This is a genomic window from Williamsia sp. M5A3_1d (genome assembly GCF_053345315.1).
Genome location: NZ_JBKEZX010000001.1, coordinates 1,259,748 through 1,280,846, shown reverse-complemented (window position 1 = coordinate 1,280,846; position 21,099 = coordinate 1,259,748). Strand labels below are relative to the sequence as shown.

21 protein-coding genes are annotated in these 21,099 nt (G+C 69.1%); 8 read left to right on the top strand and 13 right to left on the bottom strand.

Going from position 1 to position 21,099, the window contains the following annotated elements:
- Nucleotides 1-6: 6 nt before the first annotated feature.
- The 4 genes from ACLBW1_RS05975 to ACLBW1_RS05960 are packed head-to-tail and all read left to right on the top strand — an operon-like array spanning nucleotide 7 to nucleotide 4,808.
- Nucleotides 7-1,092 carry a glycerophosphodiester phosphodiesterase family protein gene (locus tag ACLBW1_RS05975; protein ID WP_447810677.1) on the top strand — a complete coding sequence of 362 codons (1,086 nt, stop codon included), beginning with the start codon at nucleotides 7-9 and terminating at the stop codon, nucleotides 1,090-1,092.
- 18 nt (nucleotides 1,093-1,110) lie between these two features.
- Nucleotides 1,111-2,022 carry an alpha/beta fold hydrolase gene (locus tag ACLBW1_RS05970; protein ID WP_447810676.1) on the top strand — a complete coding sequence of 304 codons (912 nt, stop codon included), beginning with the start codon at nucleotides 1,111-1,113 and terminating at the stop codon, nucleotides 2,020-2,022.
- 34 nt (nucleotides 2,023-2,056) lie between these two features.
- Entirely contained in the window at nucleotides 2,057-3,607 is a 1,551-nt protein-coding gene (metG, locus tag ACLBW1_RS05965) for a methionine--tRNA ligase (RefSeq protein ID WP_447810675.1), read from the top strand.
- 1 nt (nucleotide 3,608) lies between these two features.
- Nucleotides 3,609-4,808, top strand: coding sequence for an aminodeoxychorismate synthase component I (locus ACLBW1_RS05960; protein ID WP_447810673.1), 1,200 nt, complete (start codon nucleotides 3,609-3,611; stop codon nucleotides 4,806-4,808).
- A 9-nt stretch (nucleotides 4,809-4,817) separates the two neighbouring features.
- Here the strand turns inward: ACLBW1_RS05960 and rsmI are convergent, their stop codons facing one another.
- Nucleotides 4,818-5,705 carry a 16S rRNA (cytidine(1402)-2'-O)-methyltransferase gene (gene rsmI / locus ACLBW1_RS05955; protein WP_447810672.1) on the bottom strand — a complete coding sequence of 296 codons (888 nt, stop codon included), beginning with the start codon at nucleotides 5,703-5,705 and terminating at the stop codon, nucleotides 4,818-4,820.
- 25 nt (nucleotides 5,706-5,730) lie between these two features.
- Between rsmI and ACLBW1_RS05950 the strand changes: the two genes are divergently transcribed.
- The gene (locus tag ACLBW1_RS05950; protein WP_447810671.1) at nucleotides 5,731-7,329 is read left to right on the top strand and encodes a dolichyl-phosphate-mannose--protein mannosyltransferase; all 1,599 of its coding nucleotides are present in this window, start codon (nucleotides 5,731-5,733) and stop codon (nucleotides 7,327-7,329) included.
- 40 nt (nucleotides 7,330-7,369) lie between these two features.
- Here the strand turns inward: ACLBW1_RS05950 and ACLBW1_RS05945 are convergent, their stop codons facing one another.
- The 10 genes from ACLBW1_RS05945 to ACLBW1_RS05900 form a co-directional block, all read right to left on the bottom strand.
- Entirely contained in the window at nucleotides 7,370-7,969 is a 600-nt protein-coding gene (locus ACLBW1_RS05945) for a hypothetical protein (RefSeq protein ID WP_447810670.1), read from the bottom strand.
- A gap of 101 nt (nucleotides 7,970-8,070) precedes the next feature.
- Nucleotides 8,071-8,661, bottom strand: a complete 591-nt coding sequence (locus ACLBW1_RS05940) for a hypothetical protein (protein ID WP_447810669.1) — start codon at nucleotides 8,659-8,661, stop codon at nucleotides 8,071-8,073.
- 87 nt (nucleotides 8,662-8,748) lie between these two features.
- Entirely contained in the window at nucleotides 8,749-9,657 is a 909-nt protein-coding gene (locus tag ACLBW1_RS05935) for an ABC transporter substrate-binding protein (RefSeq protein WP_447810668.1), read from the bottom strand.
- Between the two features lie 66 nt (nucleotides 9,658-9,723).
- Nucleotides 9,724-10,452, bottom strand: a complete 729-nt coding sequence (locus ACLBW1_RS05930) for an ABC transporter permease (protein ID WP_447811161.1) — start codon at nucleotides 10,450-10,452, stop codon at nucleotides 9,724-9,726.
- A 2-nt stretch (nucleotides 10,453-10,454) separates the two neighbouring features.
- On the bottom strand, nucleotides 10,455-11,102 hold the full coding sequence (locus tag ACLBW1_RS05925) for an ABC transporter permease (RefSeq protein ID WP_447811159.1): 648 nt from the start codon (nucleotides 11,100-11,102) through the stop codon (nucleotides 10,455-10,457).
- A gap of 5 nt (nucleotides 11,103-11,107) precedes the next feature.
- Nucleotides 11,108-12,205, bottom strand: coding sequence for an ATP-binding cassette domain-containing protein (locus ACLBW1_RS05920; RefSeq protein WP_447810667.1), 1,098 nt, complete (start codon nucleotides 12,203-12,205; stop codon nucleotides 11,108-11,110).
- Between the two features lie 63 nt (nucleotides 12,206-12,268).
- Nucleotides 12,269-14,005: a BCCT family transporter gene (locus tag ACLBW1_RS05915; protein ID WP_447810666.1), complete on the bottom strand. Its 1,737-nt coding sequence runs from the start codon at nucleotides 14,003-14,005 to the stop codon at nucleotides 12,269-12,271.
- A gap of 112 nt (nucleotides 14,006-14,117) precedes the next feature.
- The gene (locus ACLBW1_RS05910) at nucleotides 14,118-14,477 is read right to left on the bottom strand and encodes a GntR family transcriptional regulator (protein WP_447810665.1); all 360 of its coding nucleotides are present in this window, start codon (nucleotides 14,475-14,477) and stop codon (nucleotides 14,118-14,120) included.
- Nucleotides 14,478-14,496: 19 nt separating this feature from the next.
- The gene (gene arcA / locus ACLBW1_RS05905) at nucleotides 14,497-15,717 is read right to left on the bottom strand and encodes an arginine deiminase (protein ID WP_447810663.1); all 1,221 of its coding nucleotides are present in this window, start codon (nucleotides 15,715-15,717) and stop codon (nucleotides 14,497-14,499) included.
- Nucleotides 15,718-15,737: 20 nt separating this feature from the next.
- A complete protein-coding gene (locus ACLBW1_RS05900; RefSeq protein ID WP_447810662.1) occupies nucleotides 15,738-16,949 on the bottom strand; it encodes an MFS transporter in 1,212 nt (403 codons plus the stop codon).
- Nucleotides 16,950-17,051: 102 nt separating this feature from the next.
- Between ACLBW1_RS05900 and ACLBW1_RS05895 the strand changes: the two genes are divergently transcribed.
- From ACLBW1_RS05895 to ACLBW1_RS05885, 3 genes are read left to right on the top strand one after another with little or no spacing between them, the layout of a single operon-like run.
- Nucleotides 17,052-17,936 carry an ABC transporter substrate-binding protein gene (locus ACLBW1_RS05895; protein ID WP_447810661.1) on the top strand — a complete coding sequence of 295 codons (885 nt, stop codon included), beginning with the start codon at nucleotides 17,052-17,054 and terminating at the stop codon, nucleotides 17,934-17,936.
- On the top strand, nucleotides 17,933-18,778 hold the full coding sequence (locus ACLBW1_RS05890) for an amino acid ABC transporter permease (protein ID WP_447810659.1): 846 nt from the start codon (nucleotides 17,933-17,935) through the stop codon (nucleotides 18,776-18,778). The genes ACLBW1_RS05895 and ACLBW1_RS05890 overlap by 4 nt, the downstream gene beginning before the upstream one ends.
- A complete protein-coding gene (locus ACLBW1_RS05885) occupies nucleotides 18,778-19,503 on the top strand; it encodes an amino acid ABC transporter ATP-binding protein (protein WP_447810657.1) in 726 nt (241 codons plus the stop codon). Before ACLBW1_RS05890 ends, ACLBW1_RS05885 begins: the two co-directional genes overlap by 1 nt.
- Here ACLBW1_RS05885 and ACLBW1_RS05880 read toward each other — a convergent pair.
- Together ACLBW1_RS05880 and ACLBW1_RS05875 are read right to left on the bottom strand one after the other, a co-directional pair.
- Nucleotides 19,448-20,083 (bottom strand): GNAT family N-acetyltransferase, encoded by a 636-nt coding sequence (locus ACLBW1_RS05880; protein WP_447810656.1) that lies wholly within the window; start codon nucleotides 20,081-20,083, stop codon nucleotides 19,448-19,450. The two genes, ACLBW1_RS05885 and ACLBW1_RS05880, sit on opposite strands and share 56 nt — an antisense overlap.
- Nucleotides 20,080-21,099: a patatin-like phospholipase family protein gene (locus ACLBW1_RS05875; protein WP_447810655.1), complete on the bottom strand. Its 1,020-nt coding sequence runs from the start codon at nucleotides 21,097-21,099 to the stop codon at nucleotides 20,080-20,082. Before ACLBW1_RS05875 ends, ACLBW1_RS05880 begins: the two co-directional genes overlap by 4 nt.

Sequence of the window (21,099 nt, the reverse complement as noted above, 5' to 3'; positions counted from 1 at the left end):
GCGCACATGTCCAGGTTCCCCGGTTCGCATCGACGACACCGCGCGACGGCGATCGCGATGCTGCTCGTCGCGGTCGCCATGGCGACATCGGCGACCGGCCCCGCCGACGCCCGTCCCGGTGACCGACCGACACCGGGGCGCACCTTCGACCTGCAGGCCCATCGCGGCGGCATCGGGCTGACGACCGAATCGACACTCGAGGCGTTCGACACCGCGCTCCGACTCGGCGTCACGACCCTCGAACTCGACACCCAGGTGACCCGCGATCTGCGGGTGGTGATCTCCCACGATCGCCAGATCTCGGGCGACAAGTGTCGCGACACCGCGCCCGCCACACCCGGTGACCGTCAGTTCCCGTACGTCGGCTCCTACATCCGCGACCTCACCCTCGCGCAGATCCGCACGCTCGACTGCGGATATCGGCAGCTGCCGCAGTTCCCGAACCAGCGCCGTGTCCCCGGCGCAAAACTCCTCGAACTGCACCAGTTGTTCGACCTGATCCGCGAGCGCCGGGCGTTCGGTGTGCGGATGAACATCGAGACCAAGGTCGAGGCCGGGTCACCCGAGCAGACGCAGCCGCGCGAGCTGTTCGTGGGACGGGTCTTCACCGAGATCGCCCGCTCGGGTCTCGCCCGCCAGATCAGCATCGAGAGCTTCGACTGGGGCGCACTGCGGGTCATGAACCGCCTCGACCCCCGCCTGCCCCTGATCGCCCTGACCAACCGGGACTTCCTGCAGGTCGGACAACCCGGGCGTTCGCCGTGGCTCGGCGGGCTCGACGTCGACGACTTCGGCGGCAACCTCGTGCGCACCGCCCGCGCCATCCCCGGCGTCACCGCCATCTCGCCGGTGCAGGGCACACCACAGGACGGCGCCATCGGCGACGCCGGCTTCGTGCCCTACCCCGACGCGCGGATGGTCGCCGACGCCCACCGCGCCGGCCTCGAGGTCATCCCCTGGACGGTCGACGACCCGGCCACGATGGCCCACTTCATCGACCTCGGCGTCGACGGCATGATCACCGATCACCCCGACCGCCTGCGCGCGGTGCTGGCGTCGAAGGGGTTGCCGCTCCCGCGACCGGTCCGGTGAGCCGCTAGCGTTCCTCCGATGAGTCGGAACGACACCCGCACCGGAACCGCACGCGTCGGCGACCTCGACATCTACTACGAGGACACCGGCCCCCTCGATGCACCGCCGGTGCTCATGATCATGGGCCTGTCGGCCCAGCTCACCATGTGGCCGACGGGATTCTGCGACCTGTTCGCCGCCGAGGGGTTCCGTGTCATCCGTTTCGACAACCGCGACATCGGGCTGTCGACCCATCTCGACGGCGTCCGCGTCGGCGGGTCGATGATCACGCGGATGGTGAAGACCGAGCTGGGCATCGGCAGCTCGGTGCCCTACACCGTCCCCGACATGGCCGCCGACGCCATCGGCGTCCTCGACCACCTCGGCATCGAACGCGCCCACGTCGTCGGGGCGTCGATGGGCGGGATGATCGCGCAGGTCGTCGGGGGGAAGTACCCCGAGCGGGTCCTGTCGCTGGCCATCCTGTTCTCCAGCACCCTGCAGGCCCTGCTCCCCCCGCCCGATCCGCGCAAGCTGCTCGCGCTGATCTCCGGTCCGGGCAAGGGCGCCACCCGCGAGCAGTACATCGCCGGGTCGGCGAAGGCGATGCAGACCATCGGCAGTCCCGCCTACCCGCTGAGCGACGCCGAGGCCCTGGCGAGGGCGACGGAGTATCACGACCGGTCACACTATCCGGCCGGGGTGATGCGGCAGATGACCGCGGTGATGGGCAGCGGCAGTCTGCGCCGGTACGCCCGCAAGGTCACCGCGCCGACCGTCGTCATCCATGGCAGGGCCGACGGCCTGATGCGTCCGGCGGGCGGCAAGGCCATCGCGCACGCGGTGAAGGGCTCGAAGCTGGTGCTCATCGACGGGATGGGACACGATCTGCCCGAGCCGCTGTGGCCGCAGATCACCGCCGAGCTGTTCGCGAACTTCCGCCGCGCCTGAGGTCCCACGGACGGACCGATAAGCTCGGCACACCATGGCACCGGCAGCGAAGACACCGTTCTACATCACCACCGCGATCGCCTACCCGAACGGCGTTCCGCACATCGGGCACGCCTACGAGTACATCTCGGCCGACGCGATCGCCCGGTTCAAGCGGCTCGACGGGTTCGACGTCTTCTTCCTCACCGGCACCGACGAGCACGGGCAGAAGATGCAGCAGACCGCGGCGGCCGAGGGCATCGAGACCCGAGCCCTCGCCGATCGCAACGCCGGCGCCTTCCGTGACCTGCAGCGCGCGCTCGGGAGCAGCTTCGACCGGTTCATCCGCACCACCGACGACGATCACACCCTCGCCTCGCAGGCCATCTGGCAGCGGATGGCCGACAACGGCGACATCTACCTCGACACCTTCAGCGGCTGGTACTCCGTGCGCGACGAGGCGTTCTACGCCGACGACGAACTGACCGTGGCACCCGACGGCACCCGCACGGCGACGGCGACCGGTACGCCGGTGGAGTGGACCGAGGAGTCGAGTTACTTCTTCCGCCTGTCGGCCTACGGCGACAAGCTGCTCGAGCTCTACGAGTCGCACCCGGAGTTCATCGGGCCGGCGACGCGCCGCAACGAGGTCGCGAGCTTCGTGCGCGGCGGCCTGCGTGACCTGTCGATCTCGCGCACCACGTTCGACTGGGGTGTACCGGTGCCGGGCGATCCCGACCACGTCATGTACGTCTGGGTCGACGCCCTCACCAATTACCTGACCGGCGTGGGCTTCCCGGACACCGACGGCGACTCCTTCGCGCGGTACTGGCCGGCCGATCTGCACATCATCGGCAAGGACATCGTGCGGTTCCACTGCGTCTACTGGCCCGCGTTCCTGATGAGCGCGGGTATCGAACTGCCGAAAAGGGTCTTCGCGCACGGTTTCCTGTTCAACAAGGGCGAGAAGATGTCCAAGTCGGTCGGCAACGTCGTCGATCCGTACACCCTCGTCGAGCAGTACGGTCTCGACCCGCTGCGGTTCTTCCTGCTGCGCGAGGTCTCCTACGGCCAGGACGGGTCCTACAGCCACGACGCGATCGTCGCGCGCATCAACGCCGACCTGTCCAACGAACTCGGCAACCTGGCGCAGCGGTCGCTGTCGATGATCGGCAAGAACTACGACCACACCGTGCCGACGCCCGGCGCCCTCACCGACGACGATTCGGCCCTGCTCGCGCGCGCCGACGGTCTCCTCGATCGGGTGCGGGCCGAGTTCGACGCCCAGGCACTGCATCTCGCGCTCGAGGCGATGTGGGAGGTGCTGGCCGAGACCAATCGCTACATCTCCGCCCAGGAGCCGTGGAAGCTGGTCAAGGTCGACCTCGAACGCGCGGGCACCGTGCTGTGGGTGTGTGCCGAGGTGGTGCGCATCGTCGCGTTGCTCGCCCAACCGGTCATGCCCGATGCGACGGGGAAGATCCTCGATCTCCTCGCCGTCGACCCGGGGTCACGCACCTTCGCCTCCATCACCGACCGGCTCGCCGCGGGCGTCACGCTGCCCGCGCCGTCACCGGTGTTCCCGCGGTACGACACCAAGAGCTGACGTGACCCACGAGGCCGAGGACCTCGGTCCCGGTCCCGATCCGGTCGACGTGCTCGGCCGACTCGACGCCGCCACCCGACGCGCGGGTCGGCCCGGACCCGCCGCGATGATCGGCGACTGGCTGGGCCACACCGCGATGATCGCCCCGTCGATCCGCCTCGACGCGGGTGTCGCGCCCCCGGATCGGCCGCGCGGCTGGTGGTTCGGGCACGTGTCGTTCCCCGACCGCGTAGACGAGGCGGTCCTGCCCGCGACGGTCGGAGGTGTCGCCGACGGGGTGCTCGTCCACGACCGCGACCGTTGGTCGTATCGGTCGGTCACCGGGACGTCGTGCCCGGACTGGGTTCGCGCATGTCTCGAGTCCACGCCGGTCGCCGAGCCGCCGCGACCGTGGTCGACCACGTGGACCGCTCCCGCACGCGCACCGCACCGGGAGGCCGTCCGGGCGTGCCTGGCCGCGATCACCGCCGGCGAGATCTACCAGGCCTGCATCTGCACCCGCTACCGCGGCGTGCTGACCGGTGCGGCCGTCGATGTCGCGCGCTCGGGTATCGCGGCACTGGCCCCGCGCAAGGCGGCGTTCCTCTCCGGCACATGGGGTTCGGTGGTGTCGTTCTCGCCGGAGACGTTCCTGCGGCGCACCGGCGAGGAGGTGCTCTCGAGCCCCATCAAGGGCACCGTCCCAGCCTCGTCCGACCCGGCCCTGCTGCTCACCTCGGTCAAAGACGTCGCCGAGAACATCATGATCGTCGATCTCGTCCGCAACGACCTGGGTCGCGTGGCGGTCGCCGGCTCGGTGACGGTGCCGGAACTGCTGGTGACCCGCCCCGCGCCCGGGGTGTGGCATCTCGTCTCGACGGTCGCCGCCCGCGTGCCCGGTGAGGTGGGCGCCGGCGATCTGCTCGACGCGACGTTCCCCCCGGGGTCGGTCACCGGGGCACCCAAGCGCCGCGCGCGGGATCTGTTGCGGCGGTGGGAGACCGACGCCCGCGGCGTCTACTGCGGCGCGATCGGTGTGGTCGCACCGGACGGCGATCTCGACCTCAACGTGGCGATCCGCACCCTCGAGATCGCCCCGGACGACACGATGCAGCTCGGCGTCGGGGGCGGCATCACCATCGACTCCGACCCCGATCGGGAATGGCAGGAATGCCTCGACAAGGCCGCGAGCATCGTCGGCCTGCGACACCGACAGGGCTGACCGAGCGGATCAGCGACGGGCCAGCGCCGCCTGGTACAGCTCGCGTTTGCCGGCGCCGCCGCGTGCGGCGACCTCGGCGCAGGCGTCCTTGAGCCGCGCGCCGTCGGCGACGAGCGCCTCGACCGCGTCGACGAGGGTCTCGAGGTCGGCCACCACGGGTGTCGCGCCCTCGATCACGACGGTGATCTCTCCCCGCACACCGGCACGCGCCCACTCGGCGAGTTCGCCCAGCGGACCGCGCCGGACCTCCTCGTAGGTCTTGGTCAACTCGCGACACACCGCGGCGCGGCGGGTGGGACCCAACACCTCGACGGCGTCGTCGAGACAGTCGGCGAGACGGTGCGGGGACTCGAAGAACACGACCGTGCGCGGCTGGTCGAGGAGTTCGGCCAGCCACGACCGACGCGCACCGGACTTGCGCGGCGCGAAACCGTCGAAGCAGAACCGTTCCACCGGCAGCGCCGAGAGCGCCAGCGCCGTGGTCACCGCCGACGGACCCGGCAGGCAGGTGATGGGCAGGTCGGCCTGAGCGCACGCCAGCACCAGGCGGTACCCCGGATCGCTCACCGACGGCATACCCGCGTCGGTCACCAACAGCACGGTGCGTCCGGCGTCGATGTCGGCGATCAGTCCCGGGGTACGCGCCGCCTCCACCTGGTCGTAGTAGCTGACGATGCGTCCGGTGATCTCGACCCCCAGCGCGGCGGCCAGCGATCGCGTCCGGCGGGTGTCCTCGGCGGCGACGACGTCGGCGCTGTGCAGCGCGTCGCGCAACCGCTGCGAGGCGTCACCCGCCCGGCCCATCGGGGTCGCCGCCAGGATCAACACACCGCGCCCGTTTCGAGACGTCTGTCCGGTATCGGACTCGTCGTGCGCTGCGTCATCCGTCGTCGTCATCACCGCACAGCCTACGATCGAGAACGTGACCCTCGCGCCTCCGATCACCGACGCGGTCGACCGCTACGACGGCTCGCCCGACGACGGCGGCGCGGCGGAAGATCTCGGTCGCCGTCCCGGGCCGTCGATCCCCGCCCCGGTGTTCGGCGCCGACGACCGCAGGCGCGGGTGGATCGTCGCCGCGGTGCTCACCGGGATCGCCGCCATCACCCGGTTCTGGGGGCTCACCAGCCCCACCGACAACGGCACACCGGTGTTCGACGAGAAGCACTACGTGCCGCAGGCGTGGCAGGTGCTCACCGGCGGCAACTGGATCGAGGACAACCCCGCCTACGGCCTCGTGGTGCACCCGCCGGTCGGCAAGTGGTTGATCGCCGCCGGTGAGGGCCTCTTCGGCTACACCCCGCTGGGCTGGCGGTTCATGTCGGCGGTGGTGGGGATCGTCATGGTCCTCATCGTCTACCGACTCACCCGACGGGTGACCCGCTCCACGCTGATCGGCGCGATCGCGGGGGTCTTCATGATCGTCGACGGCGTGACGTTCGTGTCGTCGCGCGTCGGGATGCTCGACATCTTCCAGATCTTCTTCGTGCTCGGCGCGATGGCGGCGCTGGTCGCCGACCGCGATCAGATGCGCGCACGACTGCATCGCGTGTCGATCGAGGGCCGCATGGCCGACTCGCCGTTCGGGCCCCGCCTGGGCTTCCGGTGGTGGCGGTTCGCGGCGGCGGTGCTGCTCGGTCTCGGATGCGCCACCAAGTGGTCGGGCATCTACTTCGTGTTGTTCTTCCTGCTGCTCTCGGTCGGATTCGATGTCGCGAACCGCAGGGCATACCACGTGCAGCGCCCCTGGATCGGCACGCTGCGCCGCGACGTGATCCCGGCCGGGTTCAGCCTCGGCGCGGTGCCGATCATGGTCTATCTGGGCAGCTTCGCGCCGTGGTTCGCCGGCGAGACGTCGGTCTACCGCTACGAGGTCGGCAACTCCATCGGCTACGACGGCCCCTTCGCGTGGGTGCCCGGCGCCTTCCGATCACTCTGGTACTACGAGGCCGGGATCCTGAAGTTCCACGAGGGCCTCACCAACTCCGCGGGCAACCACCACCCGTGGGAATCCAAGCCGTGGACCTGGCCGATGAGCCTGCGCCCCATGCTCTACGCCGTCCAGAACGGACCCGACCGATGCGGCGGCGGCGAGTGCATCCGCGTGCAGATGCTGATCGGCACCCCGGCCATGTGGTGGCTGGCGTTCCCGATGCTGCTGTGGGGTCTGTGGCGGTGGATCCTGCGCCGCGACTGGCGCTACGCGGTGGTCATCATGGGGTACGGCGCGGCGTGGCTCCCCTGGTTCGCCAACCTCGACCGCCAGATGTACTTCTTCTACGCGACCGCGATGGCGCCGTTCCTCATCATGGGCCTCGCGCTGTGTGTCGGCGACCTGCTCGGAGCCGACGGGAGATGGTCGACGTTCGGACGGGAACGCCGCATGCTCGGCGCGATCGTCGCATCGATCTACATCGGCCTGGTGATCATGAACTTCGTGTGGATGTGGCCGATCCTCACCGGTCAGCCACTCTCACTGCACATGTGGAACATGCAGATGTGGTTGCCCAGCTGGCGCTGACCGCCGACGGTGCAGCGGTGTCGGGGTCGGTGACCCCGGATCAGTTCGGCAGGCGTCCGCGGACGGTGTCGGTGGTCGCGAAGTCGCCGCCGACGAAGTTGCGGTCGAGGCTGGTCTGGATGTCGAAGTAGCGCAGCGGAAGGTTCTTCAACCGGTTGTCGGTGACGCGGAACTCGACGCGGTTGCCGACGATGCGAGTCGGCACCTGGACGATCTGGTCCTGATCGGTGCCGACCGGGTTCACGATCAGCGGGACCGGCACAGGGGTGCCCGGACGGACGGGGAAGCCCTTGAGCAGCGGGCGCCCGATGGCCGAGATCGCCGCCACGGCCTGGCCCGTGCCGCCGCGCACGTTGCGCGGGCCGTAGAGCAGCACCGAGTAGTTCGGGCCGTATCCCCGACCCACGCCGGCCTTCGTGCGCACCACGATCGTCATGTCGAGACGGCCCGTCGCGCGGTCGTAGTCGACGGTCGCCGAGGTGACGTCGACGCTGCCGACGACGGCCTCGATCGGGGACCGCACCGTGACCGACGCCGCCGAGGCGGGGCCGGCGGCGGTCAGCGCCCCGGTCGCCGCGGCCAGCCCGGCGAGGGCGAGCGCGGACAGGCGTGCGGCGGAACGACGAGCAGTGCGATGCATTTCAGACCCCTGTGGCAGTTCCGGACGGACGTGTCTGGAAGGAGTATTGCAGTTCGCACGCCCGCGTCGAACGACATCACGCGGACACGGTCGGCGCCCGGTCAGCCGCCGAGCCGGCCCGAGACCCTGTCGACGCCGAGCGGGCTGGTGACCGTCCCGTTCCCCGCGCTGGTCGCGGTGATCTCGAACGCGGTGAGCGGGAGGTTCGCGAGGCGGTCGTCGGTGGCGGTGACGATGACCGAGGCGCCGTTGTAGGAGACACGGACGGGCACCGAGATCCGCTGCCCGGGCCCGGTGCGGTCCACGCCGAGCGAACCGCGCGGCGGTACCCCGACCGCGCTCGCGCCGACAGACGGTCCGCGGAAGGCGTCGTTCCCGGTGAGGGTGAGGCTGTAGGCGGGACCGCCGAGTGCGGCCGGGGCCGGGGCGCCGCGCAGGTACACCGTCGCCGCGATGCGCCCGAGGGCCGGTCGGTAGTCGACCGACGCGGCGAGGATGTCGACGTACGGCGCGTTCAGCAGCGATGGCGGCGACACCACGGTGTTCGGGGGCAGCAGGGCCGCCGACCCGGTGCCGGGTGCGGCACCTGCGGGTGCGACGCCGATCGCGACCCCCGCCGTGGCGGCGAGGGTCGCGATCGCTGCGGTCAGACCGCGGCGGCCGATCTGGGCGGTACGACTGATGCGTGGCATCACGGGGTCTCCTTCTGTCGCGAATGTCCGGTACCGAAAAGTACCACGTTTCGTTCGCGCACAGAAAGACCCAGTGGTCGTCGGAGATCAGACGGGGTGGGCCGCCAACCACTGCTTGGCGATGTCGGCAGGCTTGGTGCCGTCGGCCGCCTGACCGTTGAGGGTGATCAGGTCAGCGGTGGTCAGCTTCGCCGACACCGCGTTCAGCGTGGTGGTCACGGTGTCGGTCTGCTTCGACTTCTTGATGACGGGCAGCACGTTCTGGGCCGAGAACAGCGACTTGTCGTCGGTGAGGGCCACCAGCTTGTTCTTGGCGATACCCGGGTCGGTGGTGAAGAGGTTGGCCGCCTGGACCTGACCGCTGGTGAGCGCGTTCATCGTCAGCGTGCCGCCCGCGTCGAGCGGTACGAAGCTCTTGAAGGTGACGCCATAGGTGTCCTTCAATCCGACCACACCCTGCACGCGGGTCCGGAACTCCGGTGCGGCACCAAGCGCGAGTTCCCCTGCGACCGGCGCGAGATCGGACACCGTGGACAGCTTGTACTTCGACGCGGTGTCCTGCGTGACACAGATCGCGTCCTTGTCCTCGGCGGGAGAGGGTGTGAGACCGACGATGCCCTCGGGCAGCTTCTGGGTGAGCTCGGCGTCGACCGCCTGCGGGGTCGATGCCGTCGACTTCTCGTCGAGGTACTTCAGGAGGGCGCCGGTGTACTCGGGGACCAGGTCGATCGACGAGTCCTTGAGCGCCGTGAAGTAGACCTCGCGGCTACCGATGTTGAACTGGGTCTTCACCGCGACACCCTTCGACTGCAGGGCCTGCGCGTAGATCTCGCCGACGAGCTGACTCTCGGTGAAATCCGCGGAGCCGATGATGATCTGCGAACCCGACGAGCCCGACTGGTCGGTGCTGCTGTTCAGCGGGTCGCCTCCGCACGCCGAGATGGTCAGGACGCTCGCGGCGGCGACGGCCGCCGCGATCAGGGTGGTCTTCTTCATCGTGGTTCTCCTCGAGGTGGTGGTGCGTCGATGATGCGAGCGGGGGCGGGTGCGCGGCAGCGGAGTTCAGGTGCCCGGTGCCGGCACCGGGATCGCCGGTGAAGGGCGTGCGCGAGTTGCCGAGGCCTCGGAACGTCGCAGGCCGGGCGAGATCGTGAATCGACCGACGAGCGCGAACAACACCTCGAACGCTATCGCGAGAACCGCGACGAGAAGGGCACCTGCGGTCATCTTCGTGAAGTCGGCCTCGGCGCGACCGTCGAGGATGAACCGACCGAGCCCCTGCAACCCGACGTAGGCCGCGACGGTGGCCGTCGAGACGATCTGGAGTGTCGCGCTGCGGATCCCGGACAGCATCAGCGGCAACGCGCACGGCAGCTGCACACGCACCAGGATCTGGGCGCGGGTGTACCCCATGGCCCGGGCGGCTCCCACCGCCCCCGGGTCTGCGTTCTGGATACCGGCGTAGGTCCCGGCGAGGATCGGCGGCACACCGAGCACCACGAGCACCGCGGTCGTCGGGATCAGATACACCGCCTGACCGCTGACACTCGAGGAGATCAGCAGGAACAACAACACCAGTGCGCCGAGGGTCGGCAGTGCGCGCAGGGCGTTGGCCGAGCCCACCACGAATCCCCCACCGCGCCCGGTGTACCCGACGAACATCCCCAGCGGCACGGCGATCACGAGCGAGATGCCCAGTGCGAGCAGGGTGTAGACGAGGTGGTGTCCGATCTGCGCCGGCACGCCGTCGGGTCCGGTCCAGTTCGCGCTGTCGGCGAACCAGCCAGGCACGTTCACGAGGTCACGACCCGTTCACGCCACGGGGTCGCCAGACGGTTCGCGACCTGGATCGCGACGTCGAAGATGACCGCGAGCACCACACACATCACCACGCCCGACACCAGCGGGCCGTACAGCTGCAGTTGGAGTCCCTGGGTGAACAGCGACCCGAGCTGGGAGATGCCGAGCAGGGCGGCCAGCGTCACGATCGACACGTTCGACACGACGGCGACCCGCAGACCGGCACTGATCACCGGCACCGCCACCGGCAGCTCCACCAGGAAGAGGATCTGCCATGTCCGGTAGCCCATGGCGCGTGCGGCGAGGACGGTCTCCACGGGCACCGAGGCGAGTCCGTCGGCGACGACGCGTACCAGCAGGGCCACGGTGTAGACCGTGAGCGCGATGACGACGTTGAGGGGATCGAGGATCTTCGTGCCGATGATCGGCGGCAGGAAGATGAACAGCGCCAGCGACGGGACGGTGTAGAACAGGCCCGCGACACCGACGATCGGGGTGTAGCTGCGGCGTGAGCGATACGCCCACCAGCCCAACGGCAGCGCGACGAACAGACCGATCACGGTGGGGATCAGCGTCAACCAGATGTGGCTGACCGTCAGCGACCACACCAGTCCGTAGTTGTCGCCGACCCAGTCGACGATCTCGTTCACGCCGCGCCCTCACTCGCGCGGGCCCGCCGGATCGCGGCCAGCACGTCGGTGTCGGTCACCGAACCGACCAGGACGCCGTCGGCGTCGACGATCACGCAGCGGCCTGCCGGGGAGGACAGCGCCGAGTTGAGCAGTTCGCGCAGCGGGCTGTCGGCGCGCGCCACCGTGCCGGCGAGGTTGATGTCGTGCGACCCGACCGCACGGGTCCCGACCGCCGCGGCGTCGACCCACCCGATCGGTCGGTCATCGGTGCCGACCGCCAGCACCCAGCGGCCCTCGATCTGACCGACGGGGTCGCCGACGGTCACTGTCGCCTCGGGTTGCGGGACGAGCTCGTCGTCGCCGTACCGGAAACCCAGCGAGCGATATCCCCGTGTGCTGCCGACGAAGTCGGCGACGAACTCGTCGGCCGGGGCCTCGAGCAGTTCGGCGGGTGTGGCAACCTGCGCCAGCCGCCCACCCTGCCGCAGCACCGCGACGCGGTCACCGAGCTTCAGCGCCTCGTCGATGTCGTGGGTGACGAGGATGATCGTCTTGGAGATGTCGGCCTGCAGCCGGAGGAACTCGTCCTGCAGTTGTGCACGCACGATGGGGTCGACGGCGCTGAACGGCTCGTCCATCAGCAGGAACGGCGGGTCGGTGGCCAGGGCGCGGGCGACCCCGACGCGCTGTTGTTGACCACCGGAGAGCTGCCACGGGTACCGCTTGGCGAACGTCGCGTCGAGGCCGACGCGTTCGAGCAGGTCCATCGCCGCGGCGCGGGTCGCCTTCTTGCCGCCGCCGAGGAGTCGGGGCAGGGCGGCGACGTTGTCGACCACGGTGCGGTGCGGGAACAACCCGGCGTTCTGGATGACGTACCCGATCCGGCGACGCAGCGTGACGGCGTCGATCGACGCGGTGTCGGTGCCGTCGAGGGTGATGCGGCCCTCCGTCGGGTCGATCAGCCGGTTGACCATCCGCATCGTCGTGGTCTTGCCGCATCCCGACGGCCCCACGAGAACGGTGATCTCACCGTTCGGGGCCGTCAGATCGAGACCGTCGACCGCGACCGTCCCGTCGGGATACGTCTTCGAGACCCGCTCGAACTCGATCATGGTCGTCCTTCGTGCTGTCGGTGCCCGGCGCAACGCCGATGCAGCTCAGACGACCGTATAACGTCAGACCTTCTCCTCGCGCACGAGCGAGGTGTCGACGGGCAGATCGTCGGACGGCAACACGTCGTTGGTGTCGTCGGTCGCGGCGATCGTGTTGGCGTGGACGCGCAGCTTGTCGTCGAGTCCGTCGCTGCGGTGCTTCTCGGCGAGGATCAGCGGATCGCGGCGTAGGTCCTTGTAGAGCGACACACACATCACGATCATGACGATCACGAACGGCAGCGCGGCGATGATGGCCATCGTCTTGATGCCCTGCAGCGCGTCGTCACCGCTCACCCAGAGCAGCAGGGCCGCAACGGCGCCGGTGAGCACGCCCCAGAAGATGGTGGTCCCCTTCGACGGTTCGGGTCGGCCGCGTTCGGACAGCGTCGCCATCACCAGCGATGCCGAGTCGGCGCCGGAGACGAAGAAGATCGCGACGAGGACCATGACGAGAACCGAGGCGATACCCGCCCACGGCAGGTTGCCCAGCATGTCGAACAGCTGAGACTCCTCGTTGGGACTGTCCGCCAGACCCTTTCCGTTCATCTGCTGACTGATGGCGGTACCGCCGAAGATGGCGAACCACACCAGCGACACCGTCGACGGCACCACCATCACGCCCACCACGAACTGACGGATCGTGCGGCCGCGACTGATCTTCGCGAGGAACATGCCGACGAACGGCGTCCAGGAGACCCACCAGGCCCAGTAGAAGATCGTCCAGTCCGACAGCCATTGCTGTCCGGTGGCGTCGGTGTTGGCGCTGGTACGCGCGGCGTCGGCGGTGATCTCACGGGCGTAGCTACCCAGCGAGGTCGGGACGACGTTGAGGATGAACACGGTGGGGCCGACGACGAAGATGAAGAGCGCCAACACGATCGCGAGCACCATGTTGATGTTCGACAGCCACTGGATCCCCTTGGCGACACCGGAGACCGCGGAGGCGACGAACGCCGCGGTCAACACCGCGATGATGCCGACCAGCAACAGTTTTCCGCTCTCGCCCACCCAGTTGAGCTCCTCGAAACCCGAACCGATCTGCGCGGCACCCAGTCCCAGCGACGCGACGGTGCCGAACAGGGTCGCGAAGATCGCGAGGATGTCGATGACCTTGCCGCCCCACCCGTTCGCGCGGTGCCCGAGCAACGGTGCGAACACCGCGCTCATCAGCTGACCGCGACCGCATCGATAGGTGCTGTAGGCGATCGCGAGTCCGACGACGGCGTACATCGCCCACGGGTGGAAGCCCCAGTGGAACATCGTGGTGGCCATGGCGACACCGACGTTCTGGCCCTCGGTCCCGGGAGGGGCGGTGGTGAAGTGGGTGAGCGGCTCGTAGGCGCCGTAGAACATCAGGCCGATGCCCATGCCGGCGCTGAACATCATCGCGATCCAACTGACGGTGCGGAACTCGGGCTTCTCGCCGTCGCGGCCGAGCGGGATCTTGCCGTACTTGCTGACCGCCAGGAAGATCGCGAACAACACGAACCCGGTGGCCGAGAGGATGAACATCCAGCCGAGGTTGTCGGTGATCCAGTCGAGGATCGTGCGCGTGACGTCCTTCAGGCTCGTCTTGTCGACGATGCCCCACACGAGGAACGCCACGACCAGCGCCGCGGTGACCCCGAAGACCACGAAGTCCACCCGCATCCCGCCACCGTCGCGGCCGTGCGGATCGGTCGTCGAGTCGGGGTGGGTCGCCGTCGGCGAGACGTCGCCATGGGCGTCGGGAGAGTGCATACCGGTCGAAACAGCCATATCCCACTGTCGCAGCAGAACGGGTGTTCAGACAAACGAACCGTAGAAATGGACACAGACCCGTAACACCGGGGGCCGAACGCCCCCGGCCGGGTGTGCGCAACCGGCCTGCTCAGGTCGTGTTCAGCGCTGTGCGCAGCATCGATGCGATCGCGGTGTCGTCGATGCCGAGTTCACGCAGGGCCGCGACATGGGCGACGGTGAGACGTTGGGCACGTTGCGTCGCGGAGTCCGAGCGCGCGCGGATGAAGGATCCGTTGCGACCGCGTGTCTCGATGACGCCGGCCGTCTCGAGCTCGCGGTACGCCCGCGCGACGGTGTTCGGTGCGATCGACAGTTGATCGGCCATCGCGCGCACCGTGGGCAGTCGGGTGCCCACCAGCAGATCGCCGGAACCGACCAGCTCGATGATCCGCATCCGCACCTGTTCGAACGGCGGGACCGCCGAGTGGGGGTCGATGGTGATCTTCATCGGCTCGATTCCTCGACGGTCACAACGGATCCCGCGCGACCGGACACGACATGCAGCGCGGACCGCCACGCCCCGACCCGAGTTCGCTGCCACTGATGGTGAGCACCTCGATACCGGAATCGCGCAGGCGCCGGTTGGTCTCGACGTTGCGGTCGTAGGCCACCACGACCCCCGGCGAGATCGCGAGGGTGTTGTTGCCGTCGTCCCACTGCTCGCGTTCGGCGGTCACCGCATCGAGTCCGGTGTCGATCACACGCAGCTTCTCGATGCCCATGGCGTCGGCCGCAGCGCTGACGAAGGGCGCGGGCCCTGTGATGCTCGGGTGCTCGCCGCGCCCGCCGGTGCGCCGGATGGTGAACGCCGACAACGTGTCCTGGATGGCCGGGTACATCACCACCGCGTCGACGTCGACCATGGTGCACACGGTGTCGAGGTGCATCGACGCACGACGCTGTTCGATCGGCACCGCGAGCACGGTGTGCGCCAGTCCGTCGTCGAAGAGGCTGCGCGCCAGGGCCTCCGCGCCGGCCGGGGTGGTGCGCTCCCCCACCCCGACGGCCACCACACCGGGCGCGAGCAGCAGCACGTCGCCGCCCTCGACCGGCGCGCTGTGCGATTCGTAGGCTCGCCGGGCCCCGCGGAAGCGGGGGTGGTGGGCGTAGATGAGATCGGTCAGCGAGGTCTCACGGCTGCGGGCGGGCAGAGCCAGACTCGTGATGGCGAACCGCGCACCGATCCAGAACGAGCTGTCGCGGGTGAACAGGAGATTGGGCAGCGGGTCGATGGCGAACTCGACCCCGTGGTGCATGCGGCGGACGAGCGACGAGCGCGCCGCGGCCGGACTCTCCGGGAGTTCGTCGAAGGTCATCCCCGCGGTCAGCACCGACGCCAGTTCGTGCGGGGCGAGCGTCCGTAGGTGTCCGGTGAGTTCCTCGGCCAGATGGTGTCCGAGCCTGCGGGCACTGACCGCGGCGGCGATGCCCTGCATCCGGGCGGCTCCGCTGCGCTCGATCGTCTCGACCAGCAGGTCGCCGAGCAGCAGCACCTCGACCCCGCGTTCGCGCAGCACCTCGGCGAACCCGTCGTGTTCCTCCTGGGCCCGGTCGACCCACGGCAGCCCGTCGAACAACAGCTGGTCGCTGTTGCGCGGGGTGAGGCGACGCAGTTCGTCCCCGGGGCGATGCAGCATCACCGTCCGGAGCCTGCCCACCTCCGAATCGGACCCCAGCACGTTCTCCATGCGATCACGGTAGTGCTCGTTCAGGGCGCGTGCGCTCCCGACGCGGTGACACCCACGCGGACGGGCGCGGTCTCGCGTGCCAGTGCCCACAGCGCCAGCGCCACCAACGGGACCGCACCGGTGAGTGCGAACGCCGGACCGTAGCCGCCGGCGTGGTCGACCATCAGCCCGGCGAGGATGGGGCCGCTCACGGCGCCGACATCGGAGATCATCTGGAAGGCCGCGAGCGCGGTGCCGCCCTGCCCCCGCGCGGCGAGCAGATCGGCCAGCGCGGCCTGGTGGGTCGGGGCGAACAGACCCGAACCGGTGCCCGCCACGAAGCTCAGCACGCCGGCGACCCACAGTGATCCGCTGTATCCGAGGACGAGCGTCGCGCCCGACATCAGCGCCAGGCCCGGCAGCATGATCGGTTTGCGGCCGTAGCGGTCGGAGAGCCGACCGGCGAGCAGGATCGACGCGACGTTGCCCGCGGCGTAGATGGCGAGCACCACACCCGACCATGCGCTCGACTCGTCGAGCCCGTAGACGATGTAGAGCGGCACCAGCGCGACCCGTACGCCCTGGCTCGCGAATCCCTGGGTGAAGCTCGAGGCGAGGATGGCCCGATAGGTCCTGTCGCGCAGGGCCTCCCGCAGACTCATCGGATCGACGACGGGGCCGGCGCCTGCGACCGGTCGACCGCCCACGTCACGCAGGGCGGTTGCCACCACCGCCGACGCGATCAGCAACGCGATCGCGTACACCACGAACGGCAGCCGCAACCCGTAGCTCACGAGCCCGGCGCCGATGAGCGGTCCGGTGATGTTGCCGAGCAGGAAGCCGCCGCTGAAGAAGCCCGAGACGCGGCCGCGGATGTCGGGTGGTGAGAGACGGATCAGCAGGGCGAGCGCCGAGACGCTGAACATCGTCGACCCGATGCCGCCGAGACCGCGGAACACCAGCAGCTGCCAGTAGGTCTGGGCGAAGGCGCAGGCGAGGGTCGATGCCGCGACGATGAGCAGGCCGGTGAGATAGATGCGGCGCTCCCCCAGCCACGACACCAGCTTGCCGCTGGCCGGGGCGAACAGGAGCCGCATCATGGCGAACGCCGAGACGATCACCGTCGCCGCGGCCACCGAGACGTCGAAGCTGCGCGCGAAGGTGGGCAGGGCGGGCGCGATGAGCCCGTAGCCCAGCGCGATGACCACGTTGGCCGCGAGCAGGACCCAGATGCCGCGCGGGATCTGCTTCACCGCGTCGCTCGTCGGTGGGGACTCGGATGTGCAGCCATACCCCGATCGTCGACGATGAGAGCCGTTGCACCAAAATCGCCGGACATCTCTACGATCCATCAGATGCGTATCCCGAACACCACCTCCCGCCTGCTGGGCGCGGCCGCCGTTCTCGCGCTCGCCGTCACCGCCGCCGCATGCGCCCCCGCCTCGGATTCCTCCGATGCCGCGGCACCCTCGTCGTCGACGTCGTTGGCCGACTGCCGTCCGGGCTCGCTGGCGTTGACGAAGTCCGGCGTCCTGACCGTCGCGACCGACGACCCGGCCTACTCGCCGTGGTTCGTCGACAACACCCCGACGAACGGTGAGGGCTTCGAGTCGGCCGTCGCCTACGCCGTCGCCGACAAGCTCGGCTTCGCGAAGAACCAGGTGACCTGGGTCAAGGCCGGGTTCAACCAGGTCATCCAGCCCGGCAAGAAGAACTTCGACTTCGACATCAACCAGTTCTCCATCTCCGACCAGCGCGCCAAGGCCGTCGACTTCTCGAGTCCGTACTACTCGGCCTCGCAGGCGATCATCACGTTGGCGGGTTCGAAGTATGCGGGCGCGACGTCGCTCGCGGACCTCAAGGGCGCGAAGCTCGGTGCGCAGATCGCGACCACCTCGCTCACCGCGATCGACCAGATCGCCCCCACCACCGCGCCGCTGGTCTACGACGACACGTCGAAGGCCGGTCAGGCGCTGCAGAACCGGCAGGTCGACGCCATCGTCGCCGATCTCCCCACCGCCTACTACCTGACCTCCGCCGAGCTCACCGGGGCGAAGATCGTCGGGGAGTTCCAGCCGACGAAGGGTGAACAGGAACGCTTCGGGTTGCTGCTGTCGAAGGGCAGCGCGCTCACACCGTGTGTCTCGGCCGCGGTCGACGCCCTGAGCTCGGACGGCACGTTGACCCGATTGCAGGAACGCTGGCTCACCCAGGCGACCAGCGTTCCCGAACTCCGGTGACCGAGGCGCCGCCCCGCAGCGCGAGACAGCTCGAACGCGAGCGATACCGACGGCGCCGCACCCGGATCCGTGCGAGCATCGCCGCGGTGTCGACGATCGTCGTCCTCGGCGCCCTGGTCGGGATCGTGCTGGCCTCGCCGGGCTGGGACCGCGTGCGCGCGACGTTCTTCGACTACGACGACGCCGTCGGATCCCTCGGCGACGTCGCGTCGGCGTTCGTGCTGAACATCCGCCTGTTCCTCACCGTCGAGGTCGCGGTGCTCGTCCTCGGTCTGCTGATCGCGGTGATCCGGGTGATCCCGGCGCCCGCGCTCGCCCCGGTGAAGGTGATCGCGGTCGTCTACACCGACGTCTTCCGCGGGACGCCCACCCTTCTCATCGTGCTGCTCGTCGGGTTCGGGGTGCCGGCACTGGAACTGACCGGTCTGCCGACGAGCCTGTTCTGGCTCGGCGTGATCGCCCTGACGCTCAGCTACGGCGCCTATGTCGCCGAGGTGATCCGCGCGGGGATCCTGTCCGTCCATCCGTCGCAGTGGGCCAGCGGTCGCGCGATCGGCCTGTCGTACGCGAAGACACTGCGGCACGTGGTGTTGCCGCAGGCGTTGCGGCGGGTGGCACCACCGCTGCTCAACGACTTCGTGTCGCTGCAGAAGGACACCGCACTGCTGTCGACGATCGGACTCGTGGAGTCGCTGCGTGCGGCGCAGGTGATCTCGGGCCGCGACTTCGTGTTCACCCCGTATGTGGTCGCGGCGTGTTTCTTCATCGTCGCGACCATCCCGCTGGCCCGGCTCACCGATTACCTGACGGTGCGGTCGCTGCGCCGCGAGAACGGCATCTGATGTTGCGCGCGGACGCGGTCCGCAAGTCGTTCGGCGGACACGAGGTGCTCCGCGGCATCGATCTCGACGTCGCCGAGGGTGAGGTCGTGTGCCTGATCGGCGCGTCGGGGTCGGGCAAATCGACACTGCTGCGGTGCCTGAACCTGCTCGAACAGGTCGACGACGGCGACATCTTCCTCGACGACCGCGAGATCACCGATCCGCGCTTCGACGCCGACGAGGTGCGGCGGTCGATCGGCATCGTCTTCCAGGCCTACAACCTCTTCCCGCACCTGTCGGTGCTGGCCAACATCACCCTCGGTCCGGTTCGGGCGCTCGGGGTGTCGCGCGCGGAGGCACGAGCCGAGGCGCTCGCCCTGCTGCGGCGCGTCGGGCTCGCGGAGAAGGCCGACGCGTACCCGGACGCACTGTCGGGTGGGCAGCAGCAGCGGGTTGCGCTCGCCCGCGCCATCGCGATGCACCCGCGGGTGCTGCTGCTCGACGAGATCACGTCCGCGCTCGACCCGATGCTCGTCGGCGAGGTGCTCGACGTGATCCGAGGCCTACGGTCCGACGGGATGACGATCGTGATGGCCACCCACGAGATGACGTTCGCCCGTGAGGTGTCCGACCGGATCGTGTTCCTCGCCGACGGCACGATCGAGGAATCCGGGCCGCCCGAGCAGATCTTCACCGCACCGAGCAGTCCTCGGACGGCGGAGTTCCTGGCACGCCACCTCGCGTGAAGGGAACCGTCTGAGTCGGTCGATCGAGCTGCAGGATGTGATGTGCCGCATCGTCGATCGGGTTGTCCGGGGTCATCTCCCCGCTCGCGATGATGCGGAACCCGGCCTTCTCGAGTGCCCGCCACGAACGTCGGTTCGCGGCCACCACCGGGACCACGATGCGATCGGCATCGGGGAAGCGCACGAAGGTGTCGGTGCACGCCGCGGTGATGACCGCCGGGCCGATGCCCCGACCGAGAAGTGTGGTCGCGCCGAGCAGATAGTCGATGGAGTACGCCGTGGAGGGCACCACTCCGATGACCGATTCGAGTTCGGCGACGTAGTCGGCGAAGTCCGCGAGCCGGCAGCGCTGGAGGAGTCCTACGGGTTCGTCGTCGGCCAGGACGACGAGATCCTCGGCGGGCGTCCTGCCGTCGATGACGGGCCCGAACTGCGCTTCGAGCGACGTGGGGTCGTGTTCCTGGTTCCACCACCGCGCGACGTCGGGTGTGGCGAGCCATCGACCGAGGAGCGGGAAGTCCGCCCGGGTGACCGGGCGGAAGGTGAACGACGACTGCGACGAGACCCCCGGCGAGGTCACCAGCGGCGGGTCTGCAGATCGTCGAGAGCGCGCTCGGTCAGGGTGCGACCGAGGTCGATCATCTCGCCCGCGCGGTGGAAGTCGAGGCTGCGGATGGCGGTGCGGGGCACCTCGATCAACAGATCGGGTGGGAACGCCGCGAGCTGATAGCGCGCCAACGCCTCCTGCATGATGTCGAGCGATCGGTCCATCACCGTGAACCGGCCGAGTTTGCGGACGGCTGCGTCGTCGGCAGGGCTGGTGATGACGCGCGACTCGGTCTCGGGGTGCCGCCGCGCCGACGAGTCGGCCTCCGGCTCGACGGTGTCGGCGTCGTTGGCTCCGGGGTCACCGGCGAACCGGTCGACGATGGACCGCACGAAGTCGCGGTCGAGGATGGGCGATGCGGCCTGCCGGATCGCATCGATCGCACCCGGGAACACCTGCGCAGGGGTCTCGCCGACCTCGGCGTCGATGCCTCCGGTGTCGGCTCCGAGATCGACGCCGATGATGAGGTCGGCGCCGGCCGCGGCGAGCGGTGCGATCGGCACCGGGTCGAGGATGCCGCCGTCGACGAGCACCCGACCGTTGTGGACGTACGGCGTGATGACACCGGGGATGGCGATCGAGGCGCGGATCGCGGTGTCGACCGGGCCCTTCTGGAACCACTTCGGTCGTCCCGACGTGAGGTCGGTGGCGACGGCGGTGAACGGGATCGGGAGGTCCTCGATCTGCACCTCGCCGAGGATCTCGCGCACCTTGTCGAGGATCTTTGCGGCGTGGATGACACCGGGCGCCGACAGCGACACATCCATCAGCCGCACGACGTCGAGCTGGTTGAGGCCCCGCACCCACGACGTGTACTGGTCGAGTCGATCGGCGGCGTGCAGCCCGGCGATCAACGCACCCATGGACGACCCGGCGATCGCGATGACCTCGTAATCGTGTTCGGCGAGGACCTGCAGCACCCCGATGTGGGCGTACCCCCTGGCACCGCCACTTCCCAATGCAACAGCGACGGTTGTCTTGCTCACCAC